The sequence below is a fragment of the Streptosporangium sp. NPDC048047 genome, assembly GCF_040653115.1.
Lineage (GTDB): Bacteria > Actinomycetota > Actinomycetes > Streptosporangiales > Streptosporangiaceae > Streptosporangium.
The window spans coordinates 1-16,312 of the sequence record NZ_JBEZNH010000073.1 but is presented as its reverse complement, the minus strand read 5'-3'; the positions used below and the strand labels follow the sequence as shown (position 1 = coordinate 16,312).

Genomic DNA, 16,312 nt, shown 5'->3' with positions numbered 1-16,312 from the left:
TTCAGTACCGGGACAGGGAGTTCATGTGCGGCAGGCGATCCGTGGTCCGATATGGGGGGTGAGCCTGCTGGCCCTGGCGCTGGCGGCCTCCTCCTGCTCGGACACCACCTCCACCCGGACGGCGGGCACGCCGGGCGCCACGCCGCGCGCCGACGCCGCCGTCGCCGTGAGCCCTCTCAACGGGGCCCTCAACGTGCCGACCGACGCGACCGTCCTGGTCTCCGCCCGCGACGGCACCCTGAAGAACGTCACCGTCACGGGTCGCAAGGGCCCCCTGGCGGGCGCGATGAGCGCCGACGGCACCCGCTGGCACAGCTGGGGCACGATCCCGCCGGGGACCTCCTACCGGGTCACGGTGACCGCGGTGAACCCCGACGGCAAGCTCACCCAGACCACCAGCTCCTTCACCACGGTCAAGGCCCGGGAGACCTTCTCGATCGAGAGCGTCCAGCCGAACAGGGACGACACCGGGCTGACCGTCGGCGTCGGCATGCCGATCATGCTCACCTTCGACAAACCGATCACCGACCGCGTCTCGGTCGAGCGGAACCTGCTGGTCACAGCCTCCAAGCCGGTCTCCGGCGCCTGGCACTGGTTCGACGACAAGACCGTGCACTTCCGCCCGAAGACCTTCTGGCCGGCCCACACCAAGGTCAGGCTGGAGGCCCGCCTCGCCGGGGTCCGCGGCGGCGACGGCCTGTACGGCAAGCGGAACCTCACGCTGGACTTCAAGGTCGGCCGCTCGCAGATCACCCGGGGCAGCACCGACACCCACTACCTGACCGTCAGGCGCGACGGGAGGAAGGTGCGGGTGATGCCGATGAGCGCCGGCCAGGGCGGCGCGTGGAAGTACTACACGACCAACGGCATCCACCTGGCCATGTCGCGCGAGAACGTCACGGTCATGACCTCGCCCGGGATCGGTCCCGGCGAGTCGGGCTACTACCAGATGACCGTCTACGACACCGTGCGGATCTCCAACAGCGGCGAGTACGTCCATGCCGCGCCCTGGTCGGTCGGCTCGCAGGGCAACTCCAACGTCAGCCACGGCTGCGTCAACGTCAGCCCGGCGGACGCCAAATGGTTCCTCGACAACACGCTGATCGGCGACCCGATCATCATCACCGGCTCGCCGCGCCCGCTGGAGCCCACCAACGGCTGGGGGCAGTGGCAGGAGAGCTGGAAGGACTGGCTGAAGTGGAGCAGCACCAAGCACTTCGTCACCGAGGAGCTGTGACCGCCTCCGAAAGGCCCTGAGCGGGCCGTACGGACGTCGTCGCCCCAGCTCAGGGGTCATTGGCCGGTGAGGCCGTACGAAGCCCTGAGGGGCCGTGTGGAGACGGAGGAAGGGCCCGGACACCGTGGCGGTGTCCGGGCCCTTCCCCGTGGCGGATCAGCGGTGGATCAGTGGGTGAGGGACCTGTCCTCGCCCGGCTCGATCGCGGCGTGCTCGTCGCCGTGACCGTGACCGTCCTCCAGCGGGATCTTCTCGCCGCCGTAGGCCCGGCTCATCTTGACGCGGAGCCTGCCGAGCGGGCCGCGCAGCTGCCTGGGCGGCACGCCGTCGCGCTCGCCGCCGCCGTCGCCGTCCGCGCCCGGGAGCACCGGGACCGCGGCCTTGCCGCGCACGTGGGCCTCGATGACCGGGTTCGGCGGGACGTGGACCTCGATGTACTCACCGGTGGGCAGGCGCTTGATGACGCCCGACTCCACGCCGTGCCCGATGACCGCGGCGTCGGCGCGCTGCAGGCCGAGGCAGATCCGGTAGGTGACGTAGTAGGCGATCGCCGGGCCGAGGAAGATCAGTACCCGGCCGGTGTAGGTGGTCGCGTTCAGCGAGACGTGGAAGAACGCGGCCAGCTCGTCGTTGGCGCCCAGCAGCCACAGGACGCCGTAGAAGGTGACCGCCGCCATGCCGATCGAGGTGCGGTGCGGGTTGTTGCGGGGCCGGTCGGCGATGTGGTGCTCGTGCCGGTCGCCGGTGACCCACTGTTCGATGAACGGGTACAGCGCCAGGCCCGTCATGATGATCCCCATCGGGACCAGCGCCGGGATCAGCACGCTCATCGGCAGGGTGAACCCGGCGACGTTGATCTCCCACGCGGGCATCAGGCGGAGCGAGCCCTCCAGGAAGCCCATGTAGAAGTCGGGCTGCGAGCCGGCCGAGATGTCCGCCGGGGTGTAGGGGCCGAACAGCCAGATCGGGTTGATCTGGGCGAAGGCGCCCAGCAGCGCGATGACGCCGAAGGTGAACATGAAGTAGGCGCCGGCCTTGACCATGAAGGCGGGGTAGAACGGCGCGCCGACGACGTTCTCGTTCGTCCGGCCCTTGCCCGGCATCTGGGTGTGCTTCTGCACCCACATCAGGATCATGTGGGCGGAGATGAGCGCCAGGAGGATGCCCGGGATGAGCAGGATGTGCAGCGAGTAGAACCGGGAGATCACGTCCTCGCCGGGGTACTCGCCGCCGAAGAGGAAGAACGTGATCCAGGTGCCGACCAGCGGCAGCGAGATCGCCACGCCCTCGGTGATCCGCAGACCGGCGCCGGAGAGCAGGTCGTCGGGGAGGGAGTAGCCGGTCAGGCCCTCCAGCAGGGCCAGCGTCAGCAGGCCGACGCCGATCAGCCAGTTCAGCTCGCGCGGCTTGCGGTACGCACCGGTGAAGAACACACGGAGCGCGTGCACCATCATGCCGCCGATGAACAGCAGGGCCGCCCAGTGGTGCATCTGCCGCATCAGCAGGCCGCCGCGCACGTCGAAGCTGATGTGCAGCGACGAGGCGTACGCCTCGGACATCATGACGCCCTTGAGCGGCTCGTAGGAGCCGTCATAGGGGACCTCGCCCATGCTGGGCTTGAAGAAGAACGTCAGGAACGTGCCGGTCAGCAGCAGGACGATGAACGAGTAGAGGGCGATCTCACCCAGCAGGAAGGACCAGTGGTCGGGGAAGATCTTCCTCAGGTTGCGCCGCATGAAGTTCCCGGCGCCCAGACGGTCGTCGAGGAACGTGCTCGTTCCCGCGATGGGCTTCGGGACGGTCGTGGTGCTCACGCGTGGCCTCCGTTCTCACGGACCTTCGCCTCGGCGTCCCCGCGCTCCCAGAAGCTGGGACCGGGCGGGACGGCGAAGTCCGCCGTGGCGACGAGGAAGCCCTCCTCGTCGACGTCGATGGGGAGCTGGGGCAGAGGCCGGGCCGCCGGGCCGAAGATCACCTTGGCGCCGTCGGCGGCGTCGAAGGTGGACTGGTGACACGGGCAGAGGATGTGGTGCGTGGTCTGCTCGTACAGGGCCGCGGGGCAGCCGACGTGCGTGCAGATCTTCGAGTACGCCACGATGCCGTCGTGCGTCCAGTTCAGGTTCGTGCCGGACTTGAGCTCCTCCGGCCGGAACTTGAGCAGGATCAGCGTGGCCTTGGCCAGCGCGTTCAGGTCGTGCTCGTACCCTTCGGGCACCACGGAGAGGATGCCGCCGGGGGAGTTGAAGTCCGCCGCGCGGATCGGCGCGCCGGTGCCCTCGACGACGAGCCTGCGCGGCTTGCCGTCCTTGGTCTTCTCGCCCCAGACGGTGTGCCGGAGCTTGGCGGGGAAGTCCTTGTAGCGGGGGCCGAGGTCGCGCAGCAGGACCAGCGGCGCGAGGCCCAGCGGGGCCGCGGCGAGCAGCAGCGTACGGCGCAGCATCGGGCGCTTGACGAAGCCGCTCTCGTCGACGCCGTGCTTGAACGTCTCGGTGACGTACTCGCGGGTCGGGCCGTCGGAGGCCATCTCGTGGCGTTCCTGGACCATGTTGTACTTCGGCATGACCAGGCGGACCCAGACCACCATGCCGGCGGCCATGGCCAGCAGCGCGAGGGCGAGCGAGCCGCCCAGGGCCACGTTGGAGGCGCGCGCCGAGTCGATGTCCCCGACCTGGAAGACCACGTAGGAGACGATGAAGGCGACGCCCGCGAGGGCGGTCAGGAGGAAGCAGAGGGCGGCGATCCGCTCGCCCTTCCTCGCGGTCGCCTCGGCCTGCGGGACGACCCCGGGGACGCTCTGGTCCCCGGGGCGCTCGTCGACGCCGAGCACGGGCGCGCTCGTGGCGGGCGAGGGAGTGCCGATGACGCGCTTGGGAACGCGACCCTCGGGCTGTTCGATGTCGTGGTTGTTGTCAGTCATTTGGCCTGTCGCTTCTTCGCGGTGATCCAGATGGCGGCCAGGACGAGCAGGCTGAGACCGACGATCCAGGCCGTCAGACCCTCGGTGACCGGGCCGATGCGGCCGAGACCGGCGCCGCCCGGGTCGACCTGGCTGCGGACGCCCGTGATGTAGGCGATCATGTCCCGCTTCTGCTCGGGCGTGATGATGCTGTCGTTGAACACCGGCATGGCCTGCGGGCCGGTGATCATGGCCTCGTAGATCTGCGTCGGAGTGGACTCCGTCAGGTTCGGGGCGTACTTGCCCTGGGTCAGGGCGCCTCCGGCACCGACGAAGTTGTGGCACTGGATGCAGTTCGCGCGGAACAGCTCGCCGCCCTTGGCCGGGTCGCCCTTGGCCGGGTCGACCTGCTCGGCCGCGGGGACGGCGGGGCCGCCGCCCAGCGACTGGATGTAGGCCGAGAGCTGGCGGATGGTCGTCTCGTTGACCCACGGCGGCGGCGGCTTGCGCGGCGCCTGGGCCTCGGGCTTGGCCAGCGGCATGCGCCCGCTGCTGACCTGGAAGTCGACGGCCGCGGCGCCGACGCCGACCAGCGACGGCGCCTGGTCGCCGCCCTCGGCGTTGAAGCCGTGGCAGCTGGCGCAGCTCTGCTGGAAGAGCTTCTTGCCCTCGGCTACGTCGTCGGCCCGGCCCGCCGCGATGGAGGCGTCGGCGCGCCCCGTCGTCGAGGCCACGAAGGTGTAGAGACCTCCGAGCAGCCCGAGGGCCAGAAGCAGGACGGCGTATCTCGCGAGGGGATGCCGCCGTCCAGCGGTGATCCTAGTCACAGAGATCCCCGATTCCTTAGTGAATGCCGTAGATGGTCACGAAAAGGCCGATCCAGACCACGTCGACGAAGTGCCAGTAGTAGGACACGACGATGGCGCTGGTCGCCTGCTCACGGGTGAAGCGCTTCGCGGCGTACGTGCGTCCCAGCATGAACAGGAACGCGATCAGTCCACCGGTCACGTGAAGGCCGTGGAAGCCCGTGGTCAGGAAGAACACCGAGTCGTACGCGGAGTGCGACAGGGTGTGCCCCTCGTGGACCAGCTGGCTGTACTCGTACAGCTGGCCGCCGACGAACACGGCGCCCATCAGGAAGCTGACGATGTACCAGAAGCGCAGCTTGGCGACCTGGCCCTTCTCGGCCGCCCACACGCCAAGCTGGCAGGTCACACTCGACAGGACCAGGATGATCGTGTTGACCAGCGAGAACTGGACGTTCAGATGAGCCTCGGGCCAGGGCATGCCCCGGCCGATGCTCACTGACCGGATGGTGAAGTACATCGCGAACAGCGCCGCGAAGAACATGAGCTCGGAGGACAGCCAGACGATCGTCCCCACGCTGACCAGGTCGGGCCTGCGGGACGAGTGTGCTGTCGTCGTCGTTGAGATTGCGGATGCTGTCGCCACGCCCAGCATTATTGCGGCTCCCCTGGTCGGGTCGCCGCACGGCCCCCCGATAGGCGCCCTGAATGTCACCTCAAACAGGACGAACAGAGTTTTCCGTCCGTCAGTGCCTCCGCCCTGGGTCCGCGGGCGGGGTGACCGGTAGCATCCCAGGTGACCATACATCGACAAGGGATGAGTGAGCGCAGACCGTGAGCACCGACGACAAGATGAGGGTCCTCGTCTACAGCGACGACGCCGCCACCCGGGAGAAGGTGCGGCAGGCCGTCGGCAGGCGCCCGGCCGCCGACGTGCCCCTCGTGGAGATCGTGGAGTGCGCCACCCACGCCAAGGTCGTCCAGCACCTCGACTCCGGCGAGATCGACGTGGCGGTGCTCGACGCGGAGGCCCAGCCGGCCGGCGGCATGGGGGTGGCCCGCCAGGCCAAGGACGAGGTCCACGACTGCCCGCCGATCTGCCTGCTGATCGCCCGCAGGGACGACCGCTGGCTGGCGGAGTGGTCGCGGGCCGACGCCGTCGTGCCGCAGCCCATCGACCCGGTGACGCTCGCCGACGCCGTCGCCGGCCTGATGCGCAGCCGGCTGTCCGGCCGCCTGACCGCCCACTGACCCCGCCCGCCGAAGACCCCGAAGACCCCGGAGACCCCATGGACGCGCGCACCACCTGGCCCGCGCTGCTGTCGGCCCTGATCGCCGGTGAGCACCTGACGGCGGACGAGACCGCCTGGGCGATGAACGAGATCATGTCCGGTACGGCAACGCCCGCGCAGGTCGCCGGCTTCGCCGTGGCGCTGCGGGCCAAGGGGGAGACGGTCGCGGAGGTGACCGGCCTGGCGCGCACGATGCTGGACCACGCCACGCCGCTGACCGTCGAGGGCCGCGTCGTCGACGTCGTCGGCACCGGCGGGGACCGCGCCCACACCGTCAACGTCTCCACGATGGCCGCGATCGTGGCCGCCGCCGCGGGCGCGCGGGTCGTCAAGCACGGCAACCGCTCGGCGTCCTCCTCCGTGGGCGCCGCCGACGTCCTGGAGCACCTCGGGATCGTGCTCGACCTGCCGCCCGCCGCCACCGCCCGGCTGGCCTCCGAGGTGGGCATCGCGTTCTGCTTCGCGGCCTTCTACCACCCGGCGCTGCGCTTCGCCGGTCCGGCCCGCAAGGAGCTGGCCATCCCGACGGTGTTCAACTTCCTGGGCCCGCTGACCAACCCGGCCCGGCCCCAGGCCCAGGCGATCGGCATCTTCGAGCCGCGCATGCTCCCGGTGATCGCCGGAGTGTTCGCCGAGCGCGGGGTGTCGGCGCTGGTCTTCCGGGGCGACGACGGGCTGGACGAGCTCACCACAGGCACCACCTCCACGGTCTGGGTGGTGCGTGAGGGATCCGCCACGCAGACCGTCTTCGACCCGGCCGTGCTGGACATCCCCAGGTCGGCCCCGGACGCGCTGCGCGGCGGCGACGTGGTCTTCAACGCTCAGGCCGTCCGCGACCTGGTCGGCGGCAGGACCGGGCCGGTCCGCGACGCGGTGCTGCTCAACGCCGCCGCCGCGCTGGTCGCCCACGACGGCCCGGAGGACGACCTGAACGCCGCGATGACGGCCGCCTACGCCCGCGCGGTGGAGGCCGTCGACTCCGGCGCCGCCGCCGCGCTCCTCGACCGCTGGATCGCCGCCAGCCGGTCGCTGAAGCGGGCCTGAGCCCCGGAACCCGGGCCGGAAGCCGGGAACGGGGCAGGAGGGCCCGGACCCTGAGGATCCGGGCCTGAAGGATCCGGGCCGGGAGTCTGCCCGTGGGACCCGGCCGGGCCGGCCCCGTCCGTCGCGCGGGCCGGCCGGGGAGACGTCAGTCGGACTCGCCGAGGCCGATCGAGAAGGCGGCGTCGAGGTCGTGCCGGGAGTAGGTGCGGAAGGCGACGTGGGTCTCGGTGTGCAGCACCCCGGGCACCTTGTTGATCCTGCCCGGGATGACCTCGGCGATCTGCTCGTAGGCAGGGACCCGCACCATCGCCATCAGGTCGTACTCGCCGGTTATGGAGTACACCTCGCTCACCCCGTCGAGCTCGGCGATCGTCTGGGCGACCTCGGGGATCCGGTCCACCTCGGCGGTGATGTGCACGATCGCGGTGACCACGGGCTTCCTCCTCGTTGAGTGCGGCTTGCAGTCTCGCAAAGCTGCTTGCAGTCTCAGAAGCTATCAGCGCTCCGGGCGGCCCTCACGCGGCCGGTGGGAGTCCATCCCGCGGTAGGCGTGGTCGATGCGGGCCCGCAGCCGCCCGGCCCCGTGCACCGGCAGGCTCCAGGTGCCCTCCACCTGCACCAGCCGCACTCCGGGGCCCTCCAGCCAGCGCAGCACGCACTCGGTCTCCTCGGCCAGGGCGGCGGGCAGCGGGCCGGGCCCCGGCACGACGGTCTCGGCCGTGGCCACCAGCGCCTCCACGAAGGGCACGGGGTGGACGCCGCGGGCCATGACCCCGGCCGAGACAAGCCGGCCGTGCCGTACGACGTGGACCTCCCAGGCGCCGTCCGCGGCGGGGGAGGCGGCGACGAGATGGGGGAGGGAGGTCAGCGCCCGCAGCCGCTGCATGCGTGCGGCGACCCGGATGTAGGCGGCCAGCCGGTCGCGGTCGGCCGCGGCCTCCTCGTAGCGCTGGTCGAGCGACAGGCGCGTCATCCGCGCCTCCATCGCGGCGAAGACCGCCGAGGCGTCCAGCTCCATCGCCCGGCGCGCGGCCGCGGCGAGCTCGCCGTACTCCTCGGGGCTCTGCCGGCCCTCGCAGGGCGCGCCGCACCGGCCGATGCCGAACAGGGCGCAGGCCGGGCGCCGGGAGCGGGGGGTGATCCGCTCGGTGCACTGCCGCAGCGGGACCGTCTCGTGCAGGGCGGCGCGGGCGTCCTCGGCGGCGCGGGAGCCGCCGAACGGGCCGAGGTAGGCGGCGCCGTCGTCCTTGACCTCGCGGACGATCGACAGGCGGGGGAACCGCTCGGCGGTCAGCTTCAGCCAGACCGCCCGCTCGGGGAAGCGCGACCGGCGGTTGTAGCGCGGCTTGGCCGAGCCGATCAGCCGCAGCTCCCGGACCTCGGCCTCCAGCGGGGTCGCGCAGACGATGGGCCTGACCCGCTCGGCCAGCCCGACCATCTCGCGGATCCGCGGGCGGGTCTCGCTCGCGGTGAAGTAACTGCGCACGCGGGTGCGCAGGTCGACGCTCTTGCCGACGTACAGGGGGTCGCCGCGGTGGTCCTCGAAGACGTACACGCCCGGGGCGGCGGGCACCGAGTCGGCGAGATAGCGCTTGCGGCGCTGCTCGCGGGTGGGCGCCCGGGTGAAGCCGCGCAGCTCCTCCAGGGTGTGCACGCCGAAGGACCCCGCCCGCTCCAGCAGCGCGTGCAGCACGTCCACCGTGGCGCGGGCGTCGGCCAGGGCGCGATGGCGGGGCTCGGTGCCGCTGAAGAGCCGGGCCAGCGTGGCCAGCTTGCAGTTGGGGGCCTCGTCACGGGTCAGCAGCCGGCGGGCCAGCACCACGGTGTCGACCACCGGGTGGTCGGGCGGGGGATGGCCGTGGGCGGCGCAGGCCGCCTTGACGAAGCCCACGTCGAACCCGGCGTTGTGCGCCACCAGCGTCGCGCCCCGGGCGAACTCCAGGAAGGACGGCAGCACCGCCCCGATCCTCGGGGCGGCCACGACCATGCCGTCGGTGATGCCGGTCAGCACGGAGATGAACGGGGGGATGGGGGACCCGGGATCGACCAGCGTGGCGAACTCACCCAGGACCTCGCCGCCCCTGACCTTGACCGCGCCGATCTCGGTGATCGCGTGCTCGGCCGCGGAGACACCGGTGGTCTCCAGGTCGAACACGACGAACGTGATCTGGTCGATGGGGGTGCCCAGCTCGTCCAGCGTTCCCTGTACGGCGTACTCCACGGTTCAAGACCATAGAAGCCCCCACCGACATTCGCCGCCCGGCCCCCGGTGTCCGCCCGGCGGGCCGGAGCCGTCGATCTCCGCTCGGGCCGGTGCCGCCGAGGGCCGATCTCACGCGGTGATCTCCGCTCGGGCCGGTGCCGCCGGGGGCCGATCTCACGCGGTGATCTTCGCTTGGGCCGGTGCCGCCGGGGACGGCCGTACGCGGTGATCTCCGCTCAGGTCGGTGCCGTCGCGGGCTGGCCGTACCCTTGACGTCAAGACCGATCCGAGTAGGGGCCGTGATGAGTTCAGCCGGAGAGGGCCTGTCTCGTCCGCTGCCCGAGCAGGTCCGCTCACACGTCGTGGAGCTGGCGGCGCAGATCCTGGGGGCGATGCCCGCCGCCGCCGTGCCCTCCCCGCTCAGGGGGATCGCGAAGTTCGACCCGCGCAAGCGGGCCAGGCTGGGCAGCGCGCCGATCGCCGCCCAGCTGGAGAACGACAAGGAGTTCCGCGAGGTGGTCGCCGAGGCGCTGGCGGCCGAGTGGCCGGACCTGGTGGCGAGCCTCGCCGAGGGCGTGGCGCCGCCGGCGGCCGAGCCGTCCCTGGTGGCAGCCGCGGCCTACCTCACGCGCCCGCCCGGCTGGGCGGACATGGTCGAGGCCGCCCGCGACGACCTGGAGCGGTCTGCCGCCGCGGCCGAGGGGTCGGCGATGGAGCAGACCGTCACCCGGCTGCGCGAGCAGCTCGCCGCCCAGAAGACCGCCGCCAAGGAGGAGGGCGAACGGCTGCGCGAGCAGCTCAAGGGCGCCCGCTCGGAGATCTCCGACCTGCGGCGCCGGCTGCACGACGCCCGCGAGCGCGCCCGGGCCGCCGAGGCGCGGGCCGCCGGGGCGGAGGAGGAGGCCCGCGAGGCCATGGCCGCCGCCGCGTCGGCGGGCAGCGCGGGGGAGAGCGAGCTGCGCCGCCTGCGCGAGCGCCTCGCCGACGCCGAGCGGCAGCTGGAGACCACCCGCCGGGCCGCCCGCGAGGGCCGCAGCCTGGAGGACGCCAAGGTCCGCATGCTGCTCGACGCCCTCCAGGACGCCGCCGCGGGGCTGCGCCGGGAGCTCGCCCTGCCCTCCGGCATCCACCGGCCCGCCGACTCGGTGCTCTCTGTGGCGCCCGGCGGGCAGGGGGCCCAGGCGGTGCCCGCGCGGGCGCTCGCCGACGACGACCCGGCCCTGTTCGACCAGCTGCTCGCGCTGCCGCAGATCCACGTGATCGTGGACGGCTACAACGTCACCAAGACCGGGTACGGCACGCTCACCCTGGCCGACCAGCGGGCCCGGCTGCTCACCGGCCTCGGCGGGCTGTACGCGCAGACCCGGGTCGAGCTGACCTGCGTCTTCGACGGCGCCGAGCTGAACGGCCCGGTGCCGGTGTCGGCCCCGCGGGGGGTGCGGGTGATGTTCAGCTCGCCGGGGCAGATCGCCGACGACCTCATCCGCCAGCTCGTCCGCGCCGAGCCGGTCGGCCGCGCGGTCGCGGTGGTCTCCTCCGACCGGGAGGTGGCCGAGTCGGTCCGCCGGATGGGCGCCCGGCCGGTGCCCTCGGTGCTGCTGCTGCGGCGTCTCGGGCGTACTTGAGGCCCGTGTCCCGGCCGGGACACGCCGGGCCATCGGGAGAGATCACTTCGAAATCAAGCAAAACCCCCGAAAAGGTGAGCCAGCCCTTACCTGTTCTGTACTATTTCGCCCCAGGTCTTCGCACTGGGGAGGCGGCACTGTGGCCGTGGCGGGTATGCCGGTTTGGGTTGGACGTGTACCGGTGGCCGCGGGGCTCGCCCTCGCGCTGCTCCTGGTGCCGGTGGGCGGTGCGACCGCCGATCCGCAACCCACGCTCGCCCAGGCCAAGCGGAAGCTGGCGAAGCTCAACGACGAGGCTGACAAGATCGTCGAGAGGTACAACCAGGCGGGCGAGAAGTGGAAGAAGGCCCGCAAGAAGTACGAGTCGCTGAACGGCGACCTCTCCAAGCAGACGGCCAAGGTCGCCGGCCTGCGCGAGGAGCTCGTCACGATGGCGGTCAGCTCCTACCAGTACGGCTCCGTGACCGGCTGGGAGGGTCTGATCAACCAGAGCGACCCCGGGTCCCTGCTGAGCAGCATGGCCGCGGCCAACCAGATGGCCGCCTCCCGCGCCCGCTACCTCAACGCCTTCGACGAGGCCACCAAGACGCTGCGCGACAACCGGGACCGGGCCAAGACCGCCCTCTCCGAGGCCGACAAGACGCGTGACGAGCTGGCCGGCGAGAAGGCCAAGGTCGAGAAGCTGGTCAAGGCGCAGACCAGGCTCCTGGACCGGCTGGGCACCTACCAGCGGGGCAATCCCAACGGAACCGGGATCAAGTACAACGGCCCGGCCTCCGGCAACGCCCGCGCCGCCCTCGCCTTCGCCTACGCCCAGATCGGCAAGCCGTACCGGTACGGCGCGACGGGTCCGGGAAGCTGGGACTGCTCCGGGCTGGTCCAGGCGTCCTGGCGGAGCGGGGGCGTCAGCCTGCCCCGCACCACCTGGGAGCAGTGGAGCTGGGGCGCCAGCCGCCGGGTGCCGGTCAGCTCGCTCCAGCCCGGCGACCTCGTCTTCAGCTCGGGCCTGGGCCACGTCGGCATCTACGTCGGCGGAGGGAAGATGGTGCACGCCCCGCAGACCGGTGACGTCGTCAAGATCGCTCCCCTCCGCAGCGCCCTGGTCGGCGCCGTCCGCCCCTGAGGCGCCCGGGACCCCGAGGGGTCGGCGGGACCTCCTACGGCGCGCCGGGGAGCCGTACCGTGGCGAGGAGGCCGCCGTCGGGGCGGGGGGCGAGGACGAGCGTCCCGTCGTGGGCGCGGACGATGCTGTGCACGATGGCCAGGCCGAGCCCGACGCCGGCGTGTTCGCCGGTGCGCACGCGTTCCGTTCCGCGCCGGAAGGGCTCGGTGAGGGCCGGCACCAGTTCCGGCGGGAGCCTGCGGCCCGTGTTCTCGACCCGCAGCACGCTCGTGCCGTCGTGCGCCTCGGTGCGGACCGTCACGGTGCCGCCGGCGGGGAGGTTGTGGACGACGGCGTTCTGGACGAGGTTCGTCACCATCCGCAGCAGAAGCTCGGCGGAGCCGCCGGTCCTGGCCGCCCCGCCGGTGACGTCCAGGGTGATCCGGCGCTGCTCGGCGAGGGGGAGCAGCGTCTCGGCGGCCTCCTCGGCGAGGAGGGAGAGGTCGACGCTCTCGCGGGTGAAGTTCCCGCGGTCGCCCCGGCTGAGCAGCAGGAGGGCCTCGATGAGGTCGATCGCCCGCTGGTTGACGGTGTGCAGGCGCTCGATGAGCTCGTCCCGGTCCCGCGCGGGGTCCCTGCGGGCGACGTCGAGGAGCGTCCGTGAGATCGCCAGCGGGGTGCGCAACTCGTGGGAGACGTTCGCGGCGAACCTCTGCTGCTCGGCGAAGTGGGACTCCAGCTGTTCGAGCATCGAGTCGAACGCGTCGGAGAGCTCACGGAACTCGTCCTGGCGGCCCTCCAGGAGGATCCGGTGGGACAGCGACCCGTTCCCGGTCATCCGGGCCGCGTCCGTGATCTGCCTGAGCGGCGCGAGCATCCGGCCGGCGAGGATCCATCCGCCCAGCAGGCCGAACGCCAGCAGGAAGGCCAGCGCCTGCGCCGCGCGGGGGACGAAGGCGCGCTGGAGGTCGGTGCGGTTGGGGATGAACCGCAGGGCCGGCGCCCCGGGCCGGGCCGTCTCCGGCCCCGTCCCGAGGGCGCCGTCGGGCACGTAGCGCAGCAGGAACACCCACACCACGGCCAGCAGGAGGGCGCCGGCGAGCATGAGGAACCCGGCGTAGCTGATGGTGAGCCTCAGCCGGACGCTGGGTCCCGGACGCCTGTTCAACGGGCGCCGCCGGGGCGGGCGGGATCGCCGCCCGCGTCGCCGCCGGTGTCGATCCGGTAGCCGACGCCGGGCACCGTGGCGATGAGCCACGGCTCACCGAGCCGTTTGCGCAGCGCGGAGACGGTGATGCGGACGGCGTTGGTGAAGGGGTCGGCGTTCCCGTCCCAGGCACGCTCCAGCAGCTCCTCGGCGCTGACGACCCCGCCCTCGGCGGCCACGAGGACCTCGAGCACGGCGAACTGCTTGCGGGTGAGCGCGACGTAGCGTCCGTCCCGGAAGACCTCCCGGCGGAAGGGATCCACCCGCAGGCCCGCGATCTCCCTGACCGGGGGCCGGGCGTGGGCGCGTCTGCGGTCGAGCGCCCGGAGGCGCATCACGAGCTCCCGGAGGTCGAACGGCTTGGTGAGGTAGTCGTCGGCGCCGAGCTCGAACCCGGAGGCCTTGTCGTCGATCCGGTCGGCGGCGGTGAGCATGAGGATCGGGATGCCGCTGCCGGAGGCGACGATGCGCCGGGCGATCTCGTCACCGGAGGGGCCGGGGATGTCGCGGTCGAGGACCGCGAGGTCGTAGGAGTTGACGCTGAGCAGCTCCAGGGCGGAGTCGCCGTCGCCGGCGATGTCGGCGGCGATCGCCTCCAGCCGCAGACCGTCACGGACGGCCTCGGCCAGGTACGGCTCGTCCTCCACGATCAGTACGCGCATGCCGGAAGCCTAGGCGGCCCGGCATATCGCCGGGGTATGCGAAGACCTGTGCGAGGACCTGTGCGCGGCGGGCACGCGGCTCAGCCCACCGGCGCCGGTTCGGGGCGGGACCGGTCCGGCGGGGCCTCCGCCGCGGTGCGCCACCAGCGGTGCGACGCCAGGGCGGCCAGCGCGGCGCCGGCGGCGTTGAGCAGGACGTCGTCCACCGAGGACACCCGGTCCAGCCGCAGGACGTACTGCGCGGTCTCGACCATGATCGAGCAGCCCGCCCCGAGCGCGAGGATCCGCGGCACGGACGCCGGCGCCGCGAACCGCATCGGGGCGAAGAACCCCAGCGCCGCGAAGATCAGCAGGTTGCCGCCGATGCCGAGCGGCCCCATGGTGGGCAGATCCTGCAGCGGGAGCAGACTCACCCGGCCGGGGGCGACGCCGGCCTCCGGGCCGGGCATCATGGTGATCCATACGAACGGCACCGTCCCGTGGACCATGCCCACCTCGGCCAGCGACGTCCGCCACGCCGATGCGGCGCCGGCGGCACGCCGGACGCGCGCCAGAGCCCACGCCACCAGGGCGGACGGCGGCACCGCGACCAGCGTCATGAGCAGCACGCCGTTCTCCGTGTCGAGGCAGCCGTGCCACCGGCCGGCCGCGCAGCTCGGGGCGGCCATCAGGAGCGGCCGCCGCAGGACGAACGCCACGCCCGCCAGGCCGAGGACCGCCAGGCAGGCGAGCACGATTCCGCGCGTACGGCGGGGCGGTGCTGACAGGGATGCACTCCGGTTCATGCCTCCCATTGAAGGAGGAGGGCCGTTGCGGGGGCGTATGCGATTTTCGATACGCCGGCGATACACGGAGCCCCCGATCGTCCCCGGTCGTCCCCAGCCGTCCCCAGCCGTCCCCGGTCGTCCCCGGTCGTCCCCAGCCGTCCCCAGCCGTCCCCGGCCGGCTCCCGACGCGGGCCGGGACGACGGGGCGGCGGCACGGCCGGTCGCGCACTCCGTCGATGATCGTTACCATCGCGTGATTCGCGTCACAAAATTCATGATTTTTCGGACTGATCACGGAAGTGTGACAAGCGTCATATTCGCCCGGTGAAATCGGTCCCTGAACAGTGGCCCGTCGATCGCCCGAGGCGTTTTCGATCTATGTATCTTTTGTGATTCCTTTGCCATCTCCTGAGAAACGGGGGTAACTTCTGGCGTCGCGGCGAGCAAGCCATGCCGCCGCGCCGGGCCCGGCCCGTCATGCCGGCGCCTGACAAATCTCCATAAAGATCCATTCGGCCGTCGCACCCTGCGAGGAACGCTCCCAACTGCGACGGCCTGCCGAATCCGTGCAGCCAGGAGGCACGGAACCGGGGACCCATCGGCCCGACACGTGGCCAGGGGTGAATCGGCGCGCCCGGCGCGCCGTAGGGCTTCTTCCCGGCCCGAACCCGTCAGCTAACCCGGTAGGCGTCAGCGGAAGTCCCAAGGAGAAATCCTGTCTACCACCCCGCGTAACCCCCGTTCGTCGCGCTTTTTCCGCGTTTGCGCCAGTGGTTTCGCCCTCACCGTGACGGCCTCGGCCGGAGCGGTCACGATGGGCTCCCCGGCGGCGCTGGCCGACACGGGAACCGGTCCCGTTCTCCAGGTCAGGAGCACCGCCTCTCAGGTTGAGAGGCCGGTCGCCGCCTCCGCCGCCTCCACGGCGCACTCCAGCGCCAAGAAGACGGCGAAGGCGAAGAAGACCACGCTGAGCAGGACCGCACTGCAGAAGGTGAAGGCGTCCAAGGCCGTCTCGGCGGCCAAGAAGCAGATCGGTGATCCGTACCGGTGGGGAGCCTCCGGTCCCGGCGCGTTCGACTGCTCCGGTCTCGTCCGGTACGCGTGGCGCAAGGCCGGCGTCTCCCTCCCCAGGGTCACGAACAGCCAGTACCGAGCCGTGCGGAAGAAGGTCTCGTGGAGCAGCCTGCGCCCCGGTGACCTGCTGTTCTTCTACGGCAAGGGCCACGTGGGCATGTACGTCGGCAAGGGGAAGATGGTCCACTCGCCGAGCAGCGGCAAGACCGTCAGGGTCGTCCCCCTGAAGGGGTACTACCGGTCCTCCTTCTCCGGGGCGGTCCGTCCCGGAGCCTGACGGATCCCGGCCGCCGCCCCCCTGGGGCGACCGGGAAGACGGCCCCGCCCGTCCCTTCGAAGGGAGACACTGTTGGCGAAGTAGATCAAAAAGCAGCGGCCCCATGATCACATCTGTGAT

15 protein-coding genes and 1 riboswitch are annotated in these 16,312 nt (G+C 71.7%); of the genes, 6 read left to right on the top strand and 9 right to left on the bottom strand.

Translation table 11 applies throughout. From position 1 onward, the window contains the following. The first annotated feature begins 58 nt into the window (after positions 1-58). Positions 59-1,237: an Ig-like domain-containing protein gene (locus tag AB0D67_RS35290; RefSeq protein ID WP_362945620.1), complete on the top strand. Its 1,179-nt coding sequence runs from the start codon at positions 59-61 to the stop codon at positions 1,235-1,237. A 167-nt stretch (positions 1,238-1,404) separates the two neighbouring features. Here the strand turns inward: AB0D67_RS35290 and AB0D67_RS35285 are convergent, their stop codons facing one another. The 4 genes from AB0D67_RS35285 to AB0D67_RS35270 are packed head-to-tail and all read right to left on the bottom strand — an operon-like array spanning position 1,405 to position 5,594. Beyond that, positions 1,405-3,051, bottom strand: a complete 1,647-nt coding sequence (locus AB0D67_RS35285) for a ubiquinol-cytochrome c reductase cytochrome b subunit (protein WP_362945618.1) — start codon at positions 3,049-3,051, stop codon at positions 1,405-1,407. Next, positions 3,048-4,154, bottom strand: coding sequence for a Rieske 2Fe-2S domain-containing protein (locus AB0D67_RS35280; protein WP_362945616.1), 1,107 nt, complete (start codon positions 4,152-4,154; stop codon positions 3,048-3,050). The genes AB0D67_RS35285 and AB0D67_RS35280 overlap by 4 nt, the downstream gene beginning before the upstream one ends. After that, positions 4,151-4,960 carry a c-type cytochrome gene (locus AB0D67_RS35275; RefSeq protein WP_362945614.1) on the bottom strand — a complete coding sequence of 270 codons (810 nt, stop codon included), beginning with the start codon at positions 4,958-4,960 and terminating at the stop codon, positions 4,151-4,153. The genes AB0D67_RS35280 and AB0D67_RS35275 overlap by 4 nt, the downstream gene beginning before the upstream one ends. Before the next feature lie 16 nt (positions 4,961-4,976). After that, positions 4,977-5,594 (bottom strand): heme-copper oxidase subunit III, encoded by a 618-nt coding sequence (locus AB0D67_RS35270; protein WP_362945612.1) that lies wholly within the window; start codon positions 5,592-5,594, stop codon positions 4,977-4,979. A 197-nt stretch (positions 5,595-5,791) separates the two neighbouring features. Here AB0D67_RS35270 and AB0D67_RS35265 point away from each other — a divergent pair, with 197 nt between their 5' ends. Next, positions 5,792-6,190, top strand: a complete 399-nt coding sequence (locus tag AB0D67_RS35265) for a hypothetical protein (protein ID WP_362945663.1) — start codon at positions 5,792-5,794, stop codon at positions 6,188-6,190. 38 nt (positions 6,191-6,228) lie between these two features. Then, a complete protein-coding gene (gene trpD / locus AB0D67_RS35260) occupies positions 6,229-7,275 on the top strand; it encodes an anthranilate phosphoribosyltransferase (RefSeq protein WP_362945610.1) in 1,047 nt (348 codons plus the stop codon). A 145-nt stretch (positions 7,276-7,420) separates the two neighbouring features. Here trpD and AB0D67_RS35255 read toward each other — a convergent pair whose 3' ends face one another. Further along, the gene (locus AB0D67_RS35255; protein WP_362945608.1) at positions 7,421-7,708 is read right to left on the bottom strand and encodes an Lrp/AsnC ligand binding domain-containing protein; all 288 of its coding nucleotides are present in this window, start codon (positions 7,706-7,708) and stop codon (positions 7,421-7,423) included. Positions 7,709-7,771: 63 nt separating this feature from the next. Continuing rightward, positions 7,772-9,496, bottom strand: coding sequence for a DEDD exonuclease domain-containing protein (locus AB0D67_RS35250; RefSeq protein ID WP_362945606.1), 1,725 nt, complete (start codon positions 9,494-9,496; stop codon positions 7,772-7,774). A 284-nt stretch (positions 9,497-9,780) separates the two neighbouring features. On the opposite strand from AB0D67_RS35250, the gene AB0D67_RS35245 reads away from it, so the two are divergent. Together AB0D67_RS35245 and AB0D67_RS35240 are read left to right on the top strand one after the other, a co-directional pair. Beyond that, complete coding sequence (locus tag AB0D67_RS35245) at positions 9,781-11,103, top strand: NYN domain-containing protein (protein WP_362945604.1); 1,323 nt, start codon at positions 9,781-9,783, stop codon at positions 11,101-11,103. Between the two features lie 181 nt (positions 11,104-11,284). Next, the gene (locus AB0D67_RS35240) at positions 11,285-12,226 is read left to right on the top strand and encodes an NlpC/P60 family protein (protein WP_362945602.1); all 942 of its coding nucleotides are present in this window, start codon (positions 11,285-11,287) and stop codon (positions 12,224-12,226) included. Between the two features lie 34 nt (positions 12,227-12,260). Here the strand turns inward: AB0D67_RS35240 and AB0D67_RS35235 are convergent, their stop codons facing one another. The 3 genes from AB0D67_RS35235 to AB0D67_RS35225 all read right to left on the bottom strand — a co-directional run bounded on the left by AB0D67_RS35235 (position 12,261) and on the right by AB0D67_RS35225 (position 14,859). Further along, the gene (locus AB0D67_RS35235) at positions 12,261-13,373 is read right to left on the bottom strand and encodes a HAMP domain-containing sensor histidine kinase (protein ID WP_362945600.1); all 1,113 of its coding nucleotides are present in this window, start codon (positions 13,371-13,373) and stop codon (positions 12,261-12,263) included. Beyond that, positions 13,370-14,074 carry a response regulator transcription factor gene (locus AB0D67_RS35230; RefSeq protein ID WP_362945598.1) on the bottom strand — a complete coding sequence of 235 codons (705 nt, stop codon included), beginning with the start codon at positions 14,072-14,074 and terminating at the stop codon, positions 13,370-13,372. Before AB0D67_RS35230 ends, AB0D67_RS35235 begins: the two co-directional genes overlap by 4 nt. Before the next feature lie 80 nt (positions 14,075-14,154). Further along, positions 14,155-14,859, bottom strand: coding sequence for a VanZ family protein (locus AB0D67_RS35225; protein ID WP_362945596.1), 705 nt, complete (start codon positions 14,857-14,859; stop codon positions 14,155-14,157). 528 nt (positions 14,860-15,387) lie between these two features. Further along, a riboswitch (cyclic di-AMP (ydaO/yuaA leader) is annotated at positions 15,388-15,546 on the top strand. A gap of 82 nt (positions 15,547-15,628) precedes the next feature. Here AB0D67_RS35225 and AB0D67_RS35220 point away from each other — a divergent pair. Further along, positions 15,629-16,192 carry a C40 family peptidase gene (locus AB0D67_RS35220; protein ID WP_362945594.1) on the top strand — a complete coding sequence of 188 codons (564 nt, stop codon included), beginning with the start codon at positions 15,629-15,631 and terminating at the stop codon, positions 16,190-16,192. The last annotated feature ends 120 nt before the right edge of the window (positions 16,193-16,312 follow it).

Excerpts from the sequence above, each read along its gene's own strand:
- AB0D67_RS35270 (WP_362945612.1), bottom strand. The coding sequence starts at position 5,594 with ATGCTGGGCGTGGCGACAGCATCCGCAATCTCAACGACGACGACAGCA.
- AB0D67_RS35280 (WP_362945616.1), bottom strand. The coding sequence starts at position 4,154 with ATGACTGACAACAACCACGACATCGAACAGCCCGAGGGTCGCGTTCCC.
- AB0D67_RS35265 (WP_362945663.1), top strand. The coding sequence starts at position 5,792 with ATGAGGGTCCTCGTCTACAGCGACGACGCCGCCACCCGGGAGAAGGTG.
- AB0D67_RS35230 (WP_362945598.1), bottom strand. The coding sequence starts at position 14,074 with ATGCGCGTACTGATCGTGGAGGACGAGCCGTACCTGGCCGAGGCCGTC.
- AB0D67_RS35245 (WP_362945604.1), top strand. The coding sequence starts at position 9,781 with ATGAGTTCAGCCGGAGAGGGCCTGTCTCGTCCGCTGCCCGAGCAGGTC.
- trpD (WP_362945610.1), top strand. The coding sequence starts at position 6,229 with ATGGACGCGCGCACCACCTGGCCCGCGCTGCTGTCGGCCCTGATCGCC.
- AB0D67_RS35225 (WP_362945596.1), bottom strand. The coding sequence starts at position 14,859 with ATGAACCGGAGTGCATCCCTGTCAGCACCGCCCCGCCGTACGCGCGGA.